The organism is Hymenobacter sp. FMD4 (assembly GCF_058932745.1).
In genome coordinates this window covers 62752-79715 of record NZ_JBZYWH010000018.1, presented here as the reverse complement: position 1 = coordinate 79715, position 16964 = coordinate 62752, and the positions used below count along the sequence as shown (strand labels likewise).

The window sequence follows — 16964 nt, the reverse complement described above, 5'->3', positions numbered from 1 at the left end:
CGTCAATTAACTAAAGAGCCAAACAGCGGACATTTCGAACCACTCTGCGCTTCTCGGCAGACTGCAGCTGCCACGAACCGGCCCCGCTTCCCTGGCCATACGCACTGCATGGCCTTTACTGCCCCGTCACTTCAGCGGGTTTCTCGTCGTCGTTGCGCAGGCTGCGGCGCGGGCGGCGGGGCTGCTTGTTATCGAGCTTGCCGAAGCGGTAGCTGAAGGTCAGGCGCACGCCGCGGTTATAGATGAACAGGTGGTTGGTTTGCACCGACTGCAGCGTTTCGAAGTCGTTGACGAAGCGGTAGCGGCTGCGCAGGAAGTTGTCGGCGTTCAGCGTTAGGTCGGCTTTGCCTTTGAGCAGGTCTTGGCGCAAGCCCAGGGCGTAGAAGGGAAAAGCCGAAAGCCGCCCCTGCAGCAGCACCCGCGGCGAGTTGAGCTGGCCGAAGAACTGCAGGCTCAGGCCCCGATCGAACTTGTAGCTGGAGTTGAGCGAAGCCGTGTAGGCCACGCCGTCGTTGCGGATGCCCAGGGCCCGGCTGTGCAGGCGGGCATAGTACACGTTCAGGTTGCCGCTGAGGTCCCACTTCGGCAGAGGCTTCACCGAGCCGAAGGCCGTGAGGCCCACGGTACGGTTGCGGGCTGCGTTCTGGTAGGTGAGCGTGGTCACGCCCTGCGCGTCGGTGACGCGTACGCCCTCAATGGCATTGTTGGTCTGGCGGGTGTACAGGCCGAAGTTGACGGTAGAAGTGCCCACGAACGTGGTCCAGCCCAGCTCGGCGTTGTCGGTCACCTCGGCGGCCAGGGCGGGCGTACCGGTTTGCACGTTGCGCGGATCGAGGCGGTTGACGAAGGGGTTGAGGTAAAACAAGCCGGGGCGCTGAATGCGGCGCGAGTAGCTGAGGCGCACGGCCGCACCGGGCTGCTTCAGGTTGCGCGTCAGGGCCACGTTGGGCAGGGCGTTGAAGTAGGTATCCCGGATGCGGTCGGGGCGGTCCTGGAAGCGACCGGCTACGTTGGTGTGCTCGAGGCGGCCACCCAGGCGCAGGTTGTAGTGCTGGCCCAGGGGCGTGGCCCAGGTGGCGTAGCCGGCCACCACGCGCTGCGCGTAGTCAAACTCGCCGGTGACGGCACCCTGGGGCACAAAGGTTCCGGTGGCATGGTCGAACACGCCGGCCCCGTAGTCGCTGTACACCTCGCGCAGAATCAGCTTGGCCCCCAGCTCCACGGTCTGCTTGTCGGTGAGCGGGTGCACGTAGTCGGTTTGCAGCGTGTTTTCGACGTTGCGGGCCAGGTTGCGGCCCTTTTCCTGGTAGTAAGGCCGGAGTGTGCTCGGGTCGGCGGCAAACTGCTCGATGTCGTAACGGCGGCGGTTCTGGGTGCGGGCGTGCTGGGCCAGCACGGTCCACTCGCGGCGGCTGCCAGGGTAGGTGCGCACGTAGGAGCCGGTCAGGTCGTAGCTCAGGCGGCGCCCGCGGTCCACGAAGCTGCGCAGGAACGCCTGCTCCAGGTCCGGGTTGCTGGCCTGGTAGCGGGTATCGGCATCGGTGAGCAGGCGGTTCTGGAAGGTGCTGCCCTGCCAGGTCAGGTTCAGGGCGTGGTTTGGCGCGGGGTCGTAGTCGAGGCTGAGGCGGCCGCTGCCCAGGCCGCCGTCGCTGCGCCCGGTGTTGCGCTGCGTGAGCAGGCCCCAGCCGCCGTTGGGCAGCTGGTCGGTGCGGTCCACGTGTTGCCGGCCGGGAATGTAAAAGCCCTGCCCGTTCAGGGCCGAGGTCAGGGCCAACTGCTCGCGGCGCAGGTTCAAGCCCAGGTTCAGGTTGCTGATGCGCGTACCGACCGCCCCTCCCACCGTGCCGCTGAGGCCGCGCAGGGTGGCCTTGGTCAGCACGATGTTGACGATGCCGGCCGAGCCTTCGCCGTCGTAGCGGGCCGAGGGTGAGGTAATGACTTCCACCGACTTGATCTGGTCGGCGGGCAGCTGGCGCAGCAAGTCGCCCACGCCCCCGGCCACGGCGGTAGGCTTGCCATTGATGAGCACCTGCACGTTGGCGGCGCCGCGCAGCTGCAGGTTGCCGTCGGGGTCCACAGTCACCATCGGGGCTTTGCGCAGCACGTCGGCGGCGGTGCCGCCGCGGTTGGTGGCATCCTGGGCGGCGTTATACACGAGGCGGTCGGGCTGGGCTTCCACCACGGGCCGCTCGCCGGTTATGGTTACCTCGCTCAGCTGCCGGGCTTCCGGCTTAAGCTCGATAACGCCTAGGTCCAGCTCCGCCTTGCCGGCCGCCAGCTCGACCGGGCGCACGTGCCGGCCGTAACCCAGGAAACTGACGTGGAGCTCGTAGCGCCCAGCGGCCAGCCGGGCTAGGCTGAACTGGCCCTTTTCGTCGCAAAGCGCGCCGTCGAGGGCCGGGCCGCCGCCGGCGGGCAGCAACGCCACGGTGGCAAAAGGGACGGGCTGGCCCGTTTGGACGTCCAGCACCTGGCCTTGCAGCCGCAAGGTGCCGCGGGCTGCGGGTGCCGCGGCGGGTGGGGACTGTGCCCACGCGGCAGCGGCGGGCGTAAGCAGCAAGGGCAAGCTGCAGATCAGGGGAAGGATGTTTCGCATAGCAAGCAGAGAATGGTGCGCTCAAGCGGCAACTGCTGCCACTTTTGGAGGATTTTGCTTGCATAGATTCTGCGGCGGCCCGCCTGGCTGCGCCTGCCTGGCGTGAAGCGTAATTCCCGGCGGTTGAAGCGTCGGCGCCGCGCGTTGAAGTGTGACAACTGTTTTGCGGCTGATTAGGAGTGTAACCAATGGCGGCCCTGTCCAAAAGGATAGTTGTGGTGGTAAAGCCTGGGCATATTATACCAGAGGTAAATCCGCAAGACTGGCATCAGCAGGGTTTGCAAGACCCCATGCAGGGAAATGCAACCCTACCCTCTCTGCTAGCTTCATCAGAATCCTTAGCCGCTTCAGCGCGCCGCTGCCGCTACGCCTCGCCACTTCGTCCCAGCGTCTCGCCGCCGCTTGAGAAGTTCCTGTCACCTGCGTTGAGGTCGGTATTCCCGCCGTTGGGGCCCACGTTACGCTCGGCTTTCCGTCGGGGGCCCATTCTTCTTCGCCTCTTTCATTACCCGATTCAGCGCTGAACGCTTTGTATGCAGAACTTCTAATTTTACCCCTCCTTCCTTCCCCTATCGATGACGACAAAGCTATTCCTATCCGCCGCCGCTGCCCTGCTTACCTCTCCCCTGCTAGCCCAAATCCCCGGCTCGGTGGGCATCGGCACTACCGCGCCCAACCCGAAAGCAGCCCTGGACATCAGCAGCACCGACAAAGGCCTGCTCATTCCGCGCCTGACGCAGGCCCAGCGCACGGCCATGACCAGCGTGCCCGACGGGCTGATGGTGTTCCAGACCAACGGCACGCAACCCGGCTTCTGGTACTACTTCGGCGGCAGCTGGCTTAATATTCCCAATGCCGCCACAGCCGGCGACAACCTCGGCAACCACACCGCCACCCGCACCCTGCAGTACAGCGCCTACGACGGGGACAAAATCCACTTTACGCCCGACGGAGCAGACGGCGCCAAAATCGTCCAGTACACAGGCAACAACCTCGATATATATGCCGGCAGCAGCGTGGGAGCTTCGGGTGCCCTGCGCATCCTGACGGGGGAAGGCGCGGGCTGGCAGGAGCGCTTGCGCGTGGACCGCAACGGCCTGCTGACCGAGGGCGACGACTTCGTGGGCAACATTCCGAAGGAGGGCCCCGGCACCCGCCTGATGTGGTACCCGGGCAAGGGCGCCTTCCGCGCCGGACGCGTCAACGGCGTGCAGTGGAACGACAACAACGTGGGCATGTACTCCGTCGCGCTGGGCTTTAACTGCCGCGCCAGCGGCGACAACACCATTGCCATGGGACCCGGTAGCGTGGCCTCCCAGGGCTCGGCGGTAGCCATCGGCGAAAGCAACACCTCCAACGCCTACGCCTCCGTAACCCTGGGCTTCAGGGCGCACTCCAACGCCCGGCCTGGCTCCTTCGTCTTCGGCGACTTCAGCACACCCGACAATATCCTGTCCGGCGCCAACAACCAGGCAACTTTCCGCGTGGCGGGCGGCTTCCGCATCTTTACCAATTCCAGCCTGACCTCGGGCGTCACCATCACGGCCAACCAGAACGCCTGGGCTACCGTGTCCGACTCCACGAAGAAGGAGAGCCTGCGCCTGGCCGACGGCAACCTGTTTTTGGAGCGTATTAACCGCATGCGCCTGGGCTCGTGGAACTACCGCGGCCAGGATTCCCGCACCCTGCGCCACTACGGCCCCATGGCCCAGGACTTCCACACTGCCTTCGGCCACGACGGCGTCGGCACCATCGGCAACGACACCACCATCAACCAAGCCGACTTCGACGGCGTGAACCTGATTGCCATCCAGGCCCTGTACCGCCGCGTGCTGGCCCTGGAAGCCGAAAACGCCCAGCTGCGCCGGCAAGTGCAGCGGCCCACCACCCAACCGCAAACCCAACAGGCTGCAGCGGCTACCGCAGCCCTGGAAGAGCGCCTGCGCCGCCTCGAAGCCCAACTCGCCCCGCAGGCCCAACGCTAGCACATGCCCCCAAGTCGAAGCGCCCGGCGTTCCAGATGCAAGGAAGCCGGGCGCTTCGACTTGAGGTTTACGCGCCGCTGGCGGCCGCGCCAGCGGCGGCCGCGACGGATGCCTTATCCCGCCCCGTTACGGAGAGGATCAGCTGCACGGCTTCGGCGGGCTGGTCCCACTGCGGCAGGTGTCCGCAGCGGTCAAACCAGTACAGGGCCGCGTCGGGGAAAGCGGCCGCCGCCCGGCGGGCCTGGTGCGGGAAGCATACCCGGTCTTGCCGCCCCCAACCGATGACCAGCGGGTGGCGGATGCTGCCGCGCGGGGCTCCTTCCTGCTTCTGACCGTAAGCGAGGTGCCACAGCAGCTCGTCGAAGTTGGTGGTGCGGGCGTAGGTGCGCATTTCGTCGAGGGCAGCCTGGGCGGGCACGCGCCACGGGCGCACCGAGTACTGCGGCAGCAGCAGCGTACGGCCCAGCGCACTGCCCGTAATGGCGGGCATCACCGGCTGCAGCAAGCGAATCAGGCGCACGGCGCCGGCCCCGGTGTAGTAGAAAAACGTCTTTTCCCAACCCTCCCAGAAGCCGCCGGGATTGAGGGCTACGGCGGCGCCGAGCACCCCGCGCCGGGCCAGCTCCAGCACCAGCCGCGCCCCCATCGACGAGCCCACGCAGTCGACGCCCACCAGCTCGTGCGCCCGCAACCAGGATTCCAGGGTGTCGGCCAGGGTGTAGATGGAGTTTTCGCCCGCCAGGGCAGGCGTCTGGCCGTGGCCCGGCAGGTCGATGGCAATGACTTCGCGCTCAGCGGCCAAATCATCGAGGATGGTTTGCCAGCCCCGCCAGCTGCTGCCGATGCCGTGAATGAGCAGCAGCGACCGGCCGCTGCCGCGACGAATGTGGTGTAGTTCCATGGGATACAGTGCGAAACAAGCAGGTCGCCCGCCGAGCCTTTCCCGGCGGCACGAGCTACCGTGGTACGCAGCATCCGGCCCCGTGGCCGTGTGCTGCCGCTGGTTACTACCCAACGGAACTGCAGAACAACTGTCCATCACGGGGCTCAATCCAGGACTGTATAGGCTGCAGGTACGATCCGGCAATCAGCGCATCGCCTGTGCTTTAATGGTGGAGTAACAGAAGCAACCACCCTGCGCAAGCATCTCGCCGCCGCTTGGGAAGCCCCAGTCACGCGCGTTGCGGTTCGTGTCACGGGTGTTAACGTGCAGGCCACGCATGTCGAGGCGCATGGCACCAGCGTTGGGATTCGTGTCACCCGCCGCGAAGTCTATGTCGCCGCCGCTGAGGTACATTTTCTGCTCCGCTCCCCGTTGCGCAGCCACATTACCAACTCCTCGATGTTGGTGGCCGAATGCAAGTAAGCGGCGCAGAATACCTAGCTCAATGTTGCTGGTAAAGCGTGGCTCTGCAAAAGCGTAATCTGCTCGCGGCATTGGTGTACCTTGTTGTTTTCTAATGAAGCGCCGCGCTTCACCAGCAACATGGATCCGGACAAGGAATGTATTTGGTCTGTTAGCGAGGCTTTGCCGCACCGCTCGGCTCTGAATACCCGATATGTAACGGCGCTGGCATTCTTGCTGCTGGGTATCGTTGGGCAGCTGTATGCTCAGGCTCCGGCCTGGAGCCTGCAAGGCCAGATTGTGGGAGAAGCCCAGGCGCCGCTGCCATTCGCTACCGTTTCGCTGGTAGACCCGCAAAGCACGGAACACGCCAGTACCACGGCCGATGCCACGGGTCGGTTTATCATCCGCCTCGGGCGGGCCGGTGAGTACCACCTCGTGGTGCGCTACCTGGGCTACCAGAACTACCGCTCGGCGCCGTTCCCACTGACCTCTGACAAAGACGTCGGAGTGATAACCCTGACGCCGGCGCCCCGCGTGCTGCAGGGCGTGGTGGTGCAGGGCAAACAAGATCTGGTGGAGCTGAAGGACGACCGCATCGTATTCAACGTGGCCCGCAGCATCGACGCGAAGGGCAGCAGCGCGCTGGACATGCTCCGGAAGGCCCCCGGCGTGGAGGTCGACAACGGGCAGAGCATTGCGCTGAACGGCAAGCCGGGCGTGCTGGTACTGCTCGACGGCAAACAAACCTTTCTTTCCGCCCGCGAACTGGCCGACCTGCTGCAGTCGATGCCGGCGTCCTCGTTGCAGGCCATCGAAATCATCAGCAGCCCCTCGGCCAAGTACGACGCGGCGGGCTCGGCGGGCATTATCAACCTCAAAACCGCCAAGGCCTGGAAAAAGGGCTTCAGCGGCACGGCTACGGCCGGGGTGGCTTACGGCGAGAGCCCCAAGCACAACTTCGACGCGAACCTCAACCACCGCCGCAACAAGCTCTACGCATTCGGTAGCTACAACCACTTTTTCGGCTATCGCTACTACACTTACGGCTCCGACCGCCTGCAACAAGGCACCGCCTTGCAAAGCGCCACCGACGACACCGACAAGCGCCAAAACGCCGGTGGCCGGCTGGGCCTCGACTACCAGCTCAACCGCAAGCATACCGTGGGGCTGCTGCTGACCCGCAACGCCGTGTTCGGCGGTGGTTATACGTTTACCCGCACGGCCATCGGGGCTCCGGCGGCCGACCGCATCGAGCAGCTGCTGGAAGCCGACAACGACTATTACTTCCAACGCACCAGCCGCCAGAACGTCAACCTGAATTACCGGTACGAAGACTCAGTGGGCACCGCCCTGAGCGTGGACGCGGACTACGCTTTCTTTCGCAAGGGCAACAAGAACCTGCAAAACAACGCCTACCTCACGCCCGAACGCGCCCTGCTGACCAAGCGCACCTACCGCACCATCAACGACATCGACATCGACTTGGGCGCGGTGAAAGCTGATTATACCCGCAAGGTCGGGCCCGGTACGCTGGAAGCGGGGGCTAAATACGCGCAGGTGGGCACGGCCAACGACGGTAGGTTCTGGCACGTCGGGCCCCGCGGCGACAGCCTCGACGAGCGACGCTCCAACCTGTTTGACTACCGCGAGCAAATCAGCAGCGGCTACCTCACTTATCAACGGCCCTTGACCCGCTGGACGCTGCAGGCGGGCTTGCGGCTCGAAAACACCCACGCCCGCGGCACCCTGCAGTTTGTCCACCAGGGCAGCGACTCTACCACCGCCATCCGCCGCAACTACTGGAACTTGTTTCCTTCGTTTAGCGCGTCGTTTCGGGCGCACGCCGACCATCGGTTTTCGTTGGCGTACGGGCGCCGCATCGACCGCCCGGCGTACGAGGACCTGAACCCCTTCGTCTACCTGCTCGACGAACTCTCCTTCTGGCAGGGCAACCCGCTCCTGCAACCGCAGCTCACGCACCGCGCCACGCTGCAGTACGCCCGCAAAGCCACCACCGTGGTTGGCCTGACGCTGGCGCACACCGAGCAGTTCAGCGCCCGGGTGACGGATACGCTGGCGGCGCGAAGGCTGGTGATGATGCAACGCAATGTGGGCCAGCAGCGCCACGTGGCCCTGACGGTGTCGCACACCGCGACGCTCGCCGACTGGAGTAAGCTTACCCTCAACGGCACGCTTTACCAGCTTCGCAACCGGGTGAACTGGGAAGGCTACCGACGCTTCGACCTGCAGCAAGTAGCCGCCCGCATCAACGTGCAACAAACCATCGACTTGCCGTGGGGGTTCACCGGCGAGGTTTCGGGGTTCTACGTCTCGCGCCGCCTGACCGGGGCCAACGTGTTCACGCGCAACAACAGCCAGCTGAGCCTGGGTCTGCAGCGCAGCTTCTGGAACAAAGCCGCCACGATCCGGCTGGTCGTCAACGACGTATACAAGGGCAGCTGGGTCCGCTCCACGCAGCGCATGCCCGACTTTGAGCTGAATAACTACGGCTATTACGAAACCCGGCAAGTGCGGCTCAACTTCACCTACGCCTTCGTGAACAGCAGCTTGAAAGGTCCTCGTACCCGCAGCTCTGCCTTGGAAAGCGAAGAAGGCCGGATAAGGTGACGCCGGCCGGCCGTTATAACCCCAGGCTGTCTACGGCGGCCTTTTCGCAATTGTGGCTTTCGGCCGGATAGCGCAGCACGTGCTCAAACCGACTCTTTTACATACAAAAAGTTAGCTTAACGCCGGACCTGCGCGGCGGGCACCATTGCGGCGCGTAAAGCCGCCACTTGCTCCTGCAAGGTTAGCAGGGAGGCGTGGTCGGCTTGCTGGGCCGCCTGAGCCTGCTCGGCACGGCGGGTTTGGGCAGCCAGCGCGGCCTCCAGTTCCTTGATGGCCTCCAGAAGCACGGGCGTGAGCAGGGCGTAGTTCACGGCCTTATAGCCCTGGGCATCGGTGCTTACCAGCTCGGGGTACACCCGCTCCAGCTCCTGGGCCAGGAACCCTAGCTGTTCGGCGCCGGCTACCCCGCCGTGCTGCACGCCCAGCGCGTTCCAGTGGTAGCGCACGCCGCGCAGCTGCCGCACGGCGGCCAGCGCCCCGGCCAGGGGCCGCACGTCCTGCTTAAAGCGCGCGTCGGAAGCCGACACGTTGGAGCCGCGGATAACGCCGTTCACGTCCAGCTTATAGGCGGGGTTGGTGGTGCCCACGCCCACGTTGCCGGTGCCCTGGTCCCAGCTCATCACGGGCACGGCCCCGCCGCCGTTGAGGCGGTCCAGAATCAGGCGGTCGGCGTTGGTGCCGCCCTCGCTGCCGCCGGTGTTATGGCGCAGGTTCCAGCCGTAGTTGAGGTTGTCTTCGCGAAACCGCAGCGTGGCCCCATTTACGTTGTTGTTGGCGTTGGAGTGCAGCACCAGCGAGGGGGTGGCCATGCCGCCCAGTTCCACCTCGCCCGCGCTGCTGATGGTCAGGCCTTGGCTGCCGCCGTTGCCCACCAGTTTGAAAGCGCCCAGGTTGAAGTTGCCCCCGGCGGCGGTAATGGGCTGCCACTTGCCGTTGCCCACGCCGTCGGAAGTAAGTACCCGGCCCGCAGCCTGGGTACCGTCGACGATGCGAATGGCGGCGTTGGCATTGACGTAGCCGGGGTGACCGGCCAGGCCCACCCAGCGCAGCGGCGTCTGGCCCGGCCGACCGGCCGTGAAAATGCCGGCCCAGCCATCGGAGCGGTAGGCATTGCCCCACACGGCGTAGTCGATATCCACGCCGGTGGGGCCGGTGCCGTAGCCCGAGAGCATGGTGCGGGTGTAGTGGCGCCCGTAGAGGCTGCGCGTCATGAGGGCCACGCTTTTGGAGGGCACCAGCGACCGGATTTCCACCTGGGCCACGGAGTCGCCCAGCGCGCTGGTCGCTACTGCAGATAAGCGTTTGTTGTTCAGGTTGAATTCCTGGGTAGCGGTGTGGTTGCCCAGGTTGTCGCCGGACTTGGTTTTGTCGGGAATGTAAAGCCAGGTACCGCCCGTGGCGTACCAGAAGCCCTGCCGGCCGTTGGTCTGAAACACCATCAGGCCGTCGGGTGGGGTGCCAATCCGGGCGCGCGTGGCGGAGTCCATGCGCGGGATGAGCAGGCCCTTGCCGGTGGCGTCCAAGTCGAGGATGGCTTTGTCGTTGGGGGTGCCGGCCGTGCCAATGCGTACCCCGCCGGGCGTGGTTTGGGCGGTGGCGATGGAGGCAATAAACAGGGTAGCCAGAAGGGGGTAAAGCTGTTTTATCATGCAGCAGAATAGGTGGATAAGTGTATTAAGTATCAATATTAATATATATACATAGCAAGTCAAAGCACTCGCCTCGCCAGTGGCCGGGTCCACAACACGGAGTAAGCTACGCCGCTGCCGCGCTCCGGGCCGTTCTCGCCGCTCGGTCCGGCGGCTTGTCGCTCCCGTCCGGATTCCTGTCTCCTCAACTGGCGTGCGGCTGCAAATCGCGCCCAGCTTACCCAAAGAAAGGCGGGCGAGGCCCGGTTTCCTTATCTTGTTCGGCAGACACCCGCAACCCTGCCATCCTGCTTATTCCCCGTTCCCCATGACATTGCGCTACCTGTTGTTCATCTCCCTTCTCGGCGGCTGTGGCCCGGCTAGCACGCATGCCGCAACGCTACCGCAGGCAGCCCCAACGGATACCAGCCGACAGGCAACGGAAGCAGCCTTGCGGGCTTACGTGCAGCAGCAGGTGGAGCGCGGCTTTGCCGGGGCGGTACTGGTGGCCCGCGGCAACACCGTCTTGCTTCAGCAGCAGACGGGACCCAACGCGGCTTCGGCCCTGCCCACGGCTTACTGGCTGGGTTCTACCTCCAAGCAGTTCGCAGCAGCGGCCGTGCTGAAGCTGGCGGAGCAAGGCCGCATGCAGCTCACCGACGCGCTGCCCAAGTTTTTCCCCAACACGCCGGCCGACAAGCAACGCATTACCCTGCACCAGCTGCTCACGCATAGCGCCGGCCTAGCCGACCAGAATTCTGCCGATGGCGTTACCCAGCCCGACAAAGCGGCCGCCGTACTATTGAGCAAGCCCCTAGTAGCCCCCGTGGGGGCCGGTTACCGCTACTCCTCCGATGGTTATAACCTGCTGGCGCTGGTGGTGGAAAAGGCCAGCGGCGTGCCTTACGAACAGTACCTGCGCACGCAGCTGCTCGCCCCGGTCGGGCTGCAGCAAACTGGTTTCTGGGGCGAGGAAATAGCGAGCGGCGTGACCCTGGCTCCGGTGCAGGATGCCAAGCGGGTCGGCAGAGTCTCGGCCAAGGTGTACAAAGACGGCCGCAGCCAGCCCAACTACGGCTACCGCGCCGCCACCGGCATGTACAGCACCACTGCTGATTTCTACCGCTGGCTACAAGCCTTGCGCGGCGGCCGGGTGCTGAGCCAGGCCAGCCTGGAACAGCTGTTTGCGCCCAGCGTACCGGTGCGGCAGGAAGGCGAAGCGCAGGTGCATTACGGCTACGGCTGGGTGGTGGTCCGGCAGCCCGGCCGCCCTACCCTGCTGCGCCACACCGGCGCCGAAGACTGGCTGGGGCACAACAGCTTTGCCGTGATGCAAGGCGAGCTAACTATTGTGGTGCTTTCCAACGCCGGCGAGCCGAATGGCAACACCTGGAGCCGCACGGTGGCGGAAGGATTGTTGAAAAAGCTGACTGTTCCGACTCCCTAATCAATGTGGGGTGCTGAAGGTGACCTCTGCCCTGACTGACGCGGACTTGTAGCTAGTGAGTGTTGCCAATGAGCCCTAACGCTTTTTCCAGCCCACAAAAATTTCAGGTTTAGGACGGGAGCCCTGCTGAGCGCAGTCGAAGCATCTCTACTGATAGTGACCTCAACGAAGCGGTAGAGATGCTTCGACTGCGCTCAGCAGGACCGTTCTGGGAAACAACGCTTGTTCAACCACCTCTAGCCCACGCCGCTCGATACGCGGAATCCATCTGAGGAGGGGAACTAGTTTTGATTCTAGCCATAACCCTATTCAAGAACCTATAAGAGCCGTCAGCTTCCCGGCATACGTCAGCGTGAGCTGGTGCATGGCGCGGGTACATGCCACGTAGAGCATGCTCTTGTCCACCTCCGTGCGGTAATTGCGGGCAGAGGCGAAGGGCACCACCACGGCGTCGAATTCCAGGCCCTTGGCCAGGTGCGCCGTGGTGATGACCACGCCTTCGGCAAAGGCGGTGGACTCCTCGGTGAGCAGGTGCACGCCGGGAGCCTGGAGCGCCTGGTGCGCTTGTTCGGCCTGGCGCTGGGTTTTGCAGATGATGCCCAGCGACTGGTGGCCGGCGTGTCGGAAGTCTTGCACCAGCTGCTGCAGGGCCTGCAGTTCCGCGTCGGGGCTGGGGCAGCACAGCAGGGCCGGCTCCGGGCCATGCCGCTCCAGGGGCATGATGTGGGGATTGGGCCTGATGCGCTGCGCAAAACCCGTGATTTCGACGGTAGAACGGTAGCTGCGGTAGAGCTTCACCACGTCGGCTTGCGGAAAGACGCGTTCGATGGTTTCGGCCGAGGACGCGCTGTAGGGATTCACCGTCTGGCTCACGTCGCCCAGAATGGTTTTGCGGCAGTGGAACAGGCGCGACAGCACGCTGTACTGCACCGGCGTGTAGTCCTGCATTTCGTCGACGAGCAAGTGCCGCACGTGTTCGTAGGCGGTGATGCCTTCCAGACGCAGGCGCAGATAAATCAGGGCAAATACATCGGCGTACTCCAGGCGCAGGCTTTGGTTGAGCTTCAGCAGCTCGGGCCGGCCGATCCAGCGGTAAAAGTCGCGGTAGAGGTCGAGCACGTGCTGGAAGCGGAACATACGCTGCAGGCCCTCCGCAATGGCGTTTTTGTCGCCGCCGGTGAGCTTGCGGCCGACGGCGTCGCGCACGTAGGCCCGTACGTCGTTGGCCACCAATTGGGCACGTTTCAGCAGCGGCACGCGGTGGTAGGTCCGGAACTTCTGCTGAATAACCGCGGCGGGCACCACTGTGCGGCCTACCCGCAGCTCTGTGAAAGTGAAATAGTGGTTTTCGACGTGGAGCAGGTACTGGTTCAGCTGGGTGAGGAACTCAAACGAGGACTTGAACTGGATGCGTTCGATGAAGGCCGGGTCGGGGCGCTCCAGCAGCTGGGACACCTGCTCGAAAAAGGTCTGGAACGTGTAAGGCGGGCCGAGCAAGTCAGCCGCCAGCTCGTCCATGCCCATCTCGGGAATGTGCTCTTCGCCCAGTTCGGGCAGCACGTTCGAGATGTAGTCGGCGAAGACCTTGTTGGGCGAGATGATCAGGATGTCCTTGGCCCCGATGGTGTCGCGGAAGCGGTAGAGCAGGAACGCAATGCGGTGCAGGGCGATGGAGGTTTTGCCCGAGCCCGCCACGCCTTGAATGACCATCACCGAGGCCTCCTCGTTGCGGATTACCGCGTTCTGGTCGCGCTGAATCGTGGCCACGATGTTTTTCATCTTGTCGTCCGACGACTTGGCCAGTTCGCGCTGCAGCACGTCGTCGTGGATGTTCACGTCGCTGTCGAGCAAAAACTCCATACGGCCGTCGCGGATGCGGTACTGCCGCTTCAGCTCGATGCGACCCTGAATGCGGCCGGAGGGTGTGACGTAGGAAGCCTCGCCCAGCTCGAAGTCGTAGAACAAGGAAGAAATGGGGGCCCGCCAGTCGTAAATCAGGTTCTGACGCTGCCCCTCGCCCGCAAAAGCGTGCACGCCGATGTAAACCGGCGTGGTGCCCTGATTCGCGGTGGCGAAGTCGATGCGGCCGAAGTAAGGCGACTGCACCAGCTTGTTGAGGCGGCGCTTACGGGCCACGGCCGCTTCGCCCGTAAAGGCCATGCGGTTGATGGACTGGTCGGCGGCCACCATGTCGGCCTCGTCCAGCCCGGACTGGTGCTCGTGGAGGTACTGCTTTTGCTGCCGCAGTTCGCTGGAAAACTGCTTTACCGCATCATCTACCCGCCGGATGGCCAGCGTAATCTTTTCCTTCACCTCTTCCAGGTATTCCCGCTCTTCCTGTTCCGTTGCGTTTACCACGTGCTGCGCTTGCCTAATGAGCCCGCAAATTACGGCTGATAAGAGCGTCTTCCCTTGTTCGCCGAGTGCATTGCGGACATTGGTCAGTGAGCATCGTATTTCCTCACCTAGCGCGAGCATGTAGGTTGTTTGGCAGCAGTTGCGCCTCCTCGCCGCCCCAACGGCAGCCGTCGGCCCGTTTACTTTTTTGATGTAAGCAGAGAAGGGCGGGCTAGCATGAGCTTCAATAAGGTGTGGGCCGAGGCTCCCTGGGCGAAACAGCGGTTGTTGTTCGCATGTAGGCAAACGCGCTCCGGCTTCGAGTTGGTGCCGCCCACATCATCATGTGATGAGTCATTTTCGGCAGTACTAACGCGGGCAGGTAGTTTTGGGCCACCGCCGCTCCTGAGCCGGCACCCAGACCTGCTCAAGCGACGACGGAAGCACTTTGGAGCGCCGCCCGCCACGGGTAACATAATGTCCGGCATCTGCTCGGCGTCGATCCATTACACTTGTTCTGGCCTCAGCATCGGCAGTTATGAAAGTACTTATCATCGGCGACAGCATCGTGCGCGGCCAGCAGGGGGAAAGCTTTGTGCAGCCGCTAGCCCGCCGTCACCCCGACTGGCAGATCACCAACGCGGGCATCAACGGCGAACCCATCCGCAGCATCGGCCGCCGCCTGCTCCAGCGGCTGCAAGCGGGGCAGCGCTACGATATCATTGTGCTGCAGGGCGGCGGCAACGACATCAGTTTGCCTACTTATGCCGGGCAGGGCTTCTGGTTTCGGCAGGCCCTAGCCCACATGCGGCGACAAGGGCATGAGCCGCTCGATGCAGTGGGCTTCGAGCAGGAGCTGCTGCAATTGGTGACGCAGGTGCAGGCCCTCACCCCGGCTCCAGTAGTGCTTACGACAATGGGCTGCATGGGCGAAGACCTTCATGCCGGCCTCAACCCCCAGCGCGACATCTTCAACGACGCCATCCGGCGGGTGGCTGCGGACCGGCAGTGCGCCCTGGCCGAAGTAGCCCTCCGCTTCGACGAACGGCTGCGGCGGGTAGCAACGCCAGCGCCGTTCACTTACCACTTCTGGAATACCGCCCTGGGCGACAAGGTGCAGGCCCTGCTTGGCCGCTGCGACGCGCTCAGCCGGCAGCGCGGCCTGCACCTGACCATCGATGGCGTACACCTGAACCGCCACGGCGCCGCGCTTTTCGCCGAGGCGGTGGAAGAAGCATTGCTGCGGCTGGCCCCGCGGCCCCCACAGCAGTCGGCAGGCCATGCCGCTGCTGGCAAAGACAAAACTTCACAACTGGTGTGAGCTTGCCGCTCGTGTCGGGCACAGCGGAGAACTGTACCTCCCAGCCGTCCGAGCAACACCCTGACTTCGTTACTGCGTCAGCGCCCCAGCTCCTATCTTCCTTAGATGAAAACCGAGAAAGAGAAGATGCTGGCTGGAGAACTTTACAACGCACTGGACCCGCAGCTGGCGGCGGAACGGGTGCAGGCGCGCTTGCTGCTGAAGGAACTCAACGAATCACGGGAAGATGAGCCTGAGAACAGGCAGCGCATCCTGCAGCAGTTGCTGCCGCAGGCCGGGCCTGGGCTGTGGCTGCAGCCGCCCTTTTACTGCGACTACGGCACCAACATCCGCCTGGGCGAACAGGTGTTTTTCAACTTCAATTGCGTGGTGCTGGACGTGGCTCCGGTCATCATCGGCAGCCGCACCCTGCTCGGGCCCAACGTGCAGCTATATACCGCTACCCACCCGCTTGACCACCGCGTGCGGGCCAGCGGCCTGGAAGCAGGTCAGCCCATCACCATTGGCGACGACGTGTGGATTGGTGGCAACGTGGTGGTTTGCCCGGGCGTCAGCATTGGCTCCCGCAGTGTCATCGGGGCCGGCAGCGTCGTCACCCGCGATATTCCGGCCGATGTGGTGGCCGCTGGTAACCCGTGCTGGGTGATTCGCTCGTTGGCGGACGCGGGGTGAGATGGTAAACGGAACCTACCGACGCGCGTCCGGAGCCATTGCATCTTTCGCCCCCGATGCCTAGTGCTTCATTGCTGAATGGCAGCGCGTACCTTACGCCTTGTTTGGGCGCGGCTCCGCGTCTGCTCATTGCTGGCTTCAACCCTTCCTTTCTCATGCCCCACCTCCTTCTCTTGTGCGCTTTACTGCTTTTGGGCATCGCCGCTTCTGCACAAGCGCCTTCCCAGGCCAGCAGTCTGAACGGGCGCTGGCAAACGGTCAAGGCTGGGTCGGAGTTTATTATCGACGTGACGGGCTCGGCCGCCACCATTCGCGCCGTCAGCGGCAAGGGCGTAAGCCAGGTGATGGTCGGCGGCCACATCTACGACAGCATCCGCTACGTGGGCAACAACACCTGGCGTGCCCGGCGCAACAGCTGGCGGCCCCGCGTCGGCCCCAGCGGCGACCAAGGCTACTGGGCCAAGGCCGAGGTGCGGCAGCTGTACCTGAGCCCGGATAAAAATACCCTTACGGACAGTGCCAGCTGGATCCTATACCGGTTTGGAACCGGGTCGGCGGCTCCGGCGGAGGCGCCCCGCCGCAAAGTCACCCACGACTTCGGCGGCGTCATGGGCACGTTCCGGCTGGAAGCCATGCCCGGCGGGTTCCCGGGCGACCACACCATCGTGGAATTCACCAACCGCACCGACGACAAGCGCGCCACGGTGCTACTAAAAACCGACGATGGCAAGCTCCTGAAGCTCACGCTGGATCCGAAAGCGACGGAAACACAGAAGTTGTTTAGCCGGAGCCTGGAAGTGCAAGTACTCTACCACGAGCGCAACGCGCCCGCGCTGGTGCTGCGGCCCTTCGACTTTGTAAAAGGTCAGCCACGAACCACCATTATAACTGCGGATAGGCAAATAAGCATCAGCCCTGCCGGCACGCGGCCCTGAAAGCGCGCACCCGATTAGGCGAAAAACTAATCTGACGCTGCTCCCGCGCGGTGCTGTCCAGTAACTC

Annotated in this window: 11 protein-coding genes; 6 read left to right on the top strand and 5 right to left on the bottom strand. The window is 63.9% G+C overall.

What is annotated here, in order from left to right:
* Window positions 1-115: 115 nt before the first annotated feature.
* Entirely contained in the window at window positions 116-2596 is a 2481-nt protein-coding gene (locus AC5FXY_RS15895) for a TonB-dependent receptor (RefSeq protein WP_493557687.1), read from the bottom strand.
* A gap of 575 nt (window positions 2597-3171) precedes the next feature.
* Here AC5FXY_RS15895 and AC5FXY_RS15890 point away from each other — a divergent pair.
* Window positions 3172-4581 (top strand): phage tail-like protein, encoded by a 1410-nt coding sequence (locus tag AC5FXY_RS15890; protein ID WP_493557686.1) that lies wholly within the window; start codon window positions 3172-3174, stop codon window positions 4579-4581.
* 67 nt (window positions 4582-4648) lie between these two features.
* On the opposite strand, the gene AC5FXY_RS15885 is transcribed toward AC5FXY_RS15890, so the two are convergent.
* Together AC5FXY_RS15885 and AC5FXY_RS15880 are read right to left on the bottom strand one after the other, a co-directional pair.
* Window positions 4649-5482, bottom strand: a complete 834-nt coding sequence (locus AC5FXY_RS15885; protein ID WP_493557685.1) for an alpha/beta fold hydrolase — start codon at window positions 5480-5482, stop codon at window positions 4649-4651.
* Window positions 5483-5668: 186 nt separating this feature from the next.
* Complete coding sequence (locus tag AC5FXY_RS15880; RefSeq protein WP_493557684.1) at window positions 5669-6019, bottom strand: hypothetical protein; 351 nt, start codon at window positions 6017-6019, stop codon at window positions 5669-5671.
* Between the two features lie 48 nt (window positions 6020-6067).
* Between AC5FXY_RS15880 and AC5FXY_RS15875 the strand changes: the two genes are divergently transcribed.
* The gene (locus tag AC5FXY_RS15875) at window positions 6068-8557 is read left to right on the top strand and encodes a TonB-dependent receptor domain-containing protein (RefSeq protein WP_493557683.1); all 2490 of its coding nucleotides are present in this window, start codon (window positions 6068-6070) and stop codon (window positions 8555-8557) included.
* A gap of 116 nt (window positions 8558-8673) precedes the next feature.
* Here AC5FXY_RS15875 and AC5FXY_RS15870 read toward each other — a convergent pair whose 3' ends face one another.
* A complete protein-coding gene (locus tag AC5FXY_RS15870) occupies window positions 8674-10206 on the bottom strand; it encodes a tail fiber domain-containing protein (RefSeq protein ID WP_493557682.1) in 1533 nt (510 codons plus the stop codon).
* A 307-nt stretch (window positions 10207-10513) separates the two neighbouring features.
* On the opposite strand from AC5FXY_RS15870, the gene AC5FXY_RS15865 reads away from it, so the two are divergent.
* Window positions 10514-11632, top strand: a complete 1119-nt coding sequence (locus tag AC5FXY_RS15865; RefSeq protein WP_493557681.1) for a serine hydrolase domain-containing protein — start codon at window positions 10514-10516, stop codon at window positions 11630-11632.
* 309 nt (window positions 11633-11941) lie between these two features.
* On the opposite strand, the gene AC5FXY_RS15860 is transcribed toward AC5FXY_RS15865, so the two are convergent.
* The gene (locus AC5FXY_RS15860) at window positions 11942-13990 is read right to left on the bottom strand and encodes a HelD family protein (RefSeq protein WP_493557680.1); all 2049 of its coding nucleotides are present in this window, start codon (window positions 13988-13990) and stop codon (window positions 11942-11944) included.
* 517 nt (window positions 13991-14507) lie between these two features.
* Between AC5FXY_RS15860 and AC5FXY_RS15855 the strand changes: the two genes are divergently transcribed.
* From AC5FXY_RS15855 to AC5FXY_RS15845, 3 genes are all read left to right on the top strand, one after another.
* Window positions 14508-15290 carry an SGNH/GDSL hydrolase family protein gene (locus AC5FXY_RS15855; protein WP_493557679.1) on the top strand — a complete coding sequence of 261 codons (783 nt, stop codon included), beginning with the start codon at window positions 14508-14510 and terminating at the stop codon, window positions 15288-15290.
* Between the two features lie 105 nt (window positions 15291-15395).
* Entirely contained in the window at window positions 15396-15962 is a 567-nt protein-coding gene (locus AC5FXY_RS15850) for a sugar O-acetyltransferase (protein WP_493557678.1), read from the top strand.
* A 155-nt stretch (window positions 15963-16117) separates the two neighbouring features.
* Window positions 16118-16897: a hypothetical protein gene (locus AC5FXY_RS15845; protein ID WP_493557677.1), complete on the top strand. Its 780-nt coding sequence runs from the start codon at window positions 16118-16120 to the stop codon at window positions 16895-16897.
* Window positions 16898-16964 lie beyond the last annotated feature (67 nt).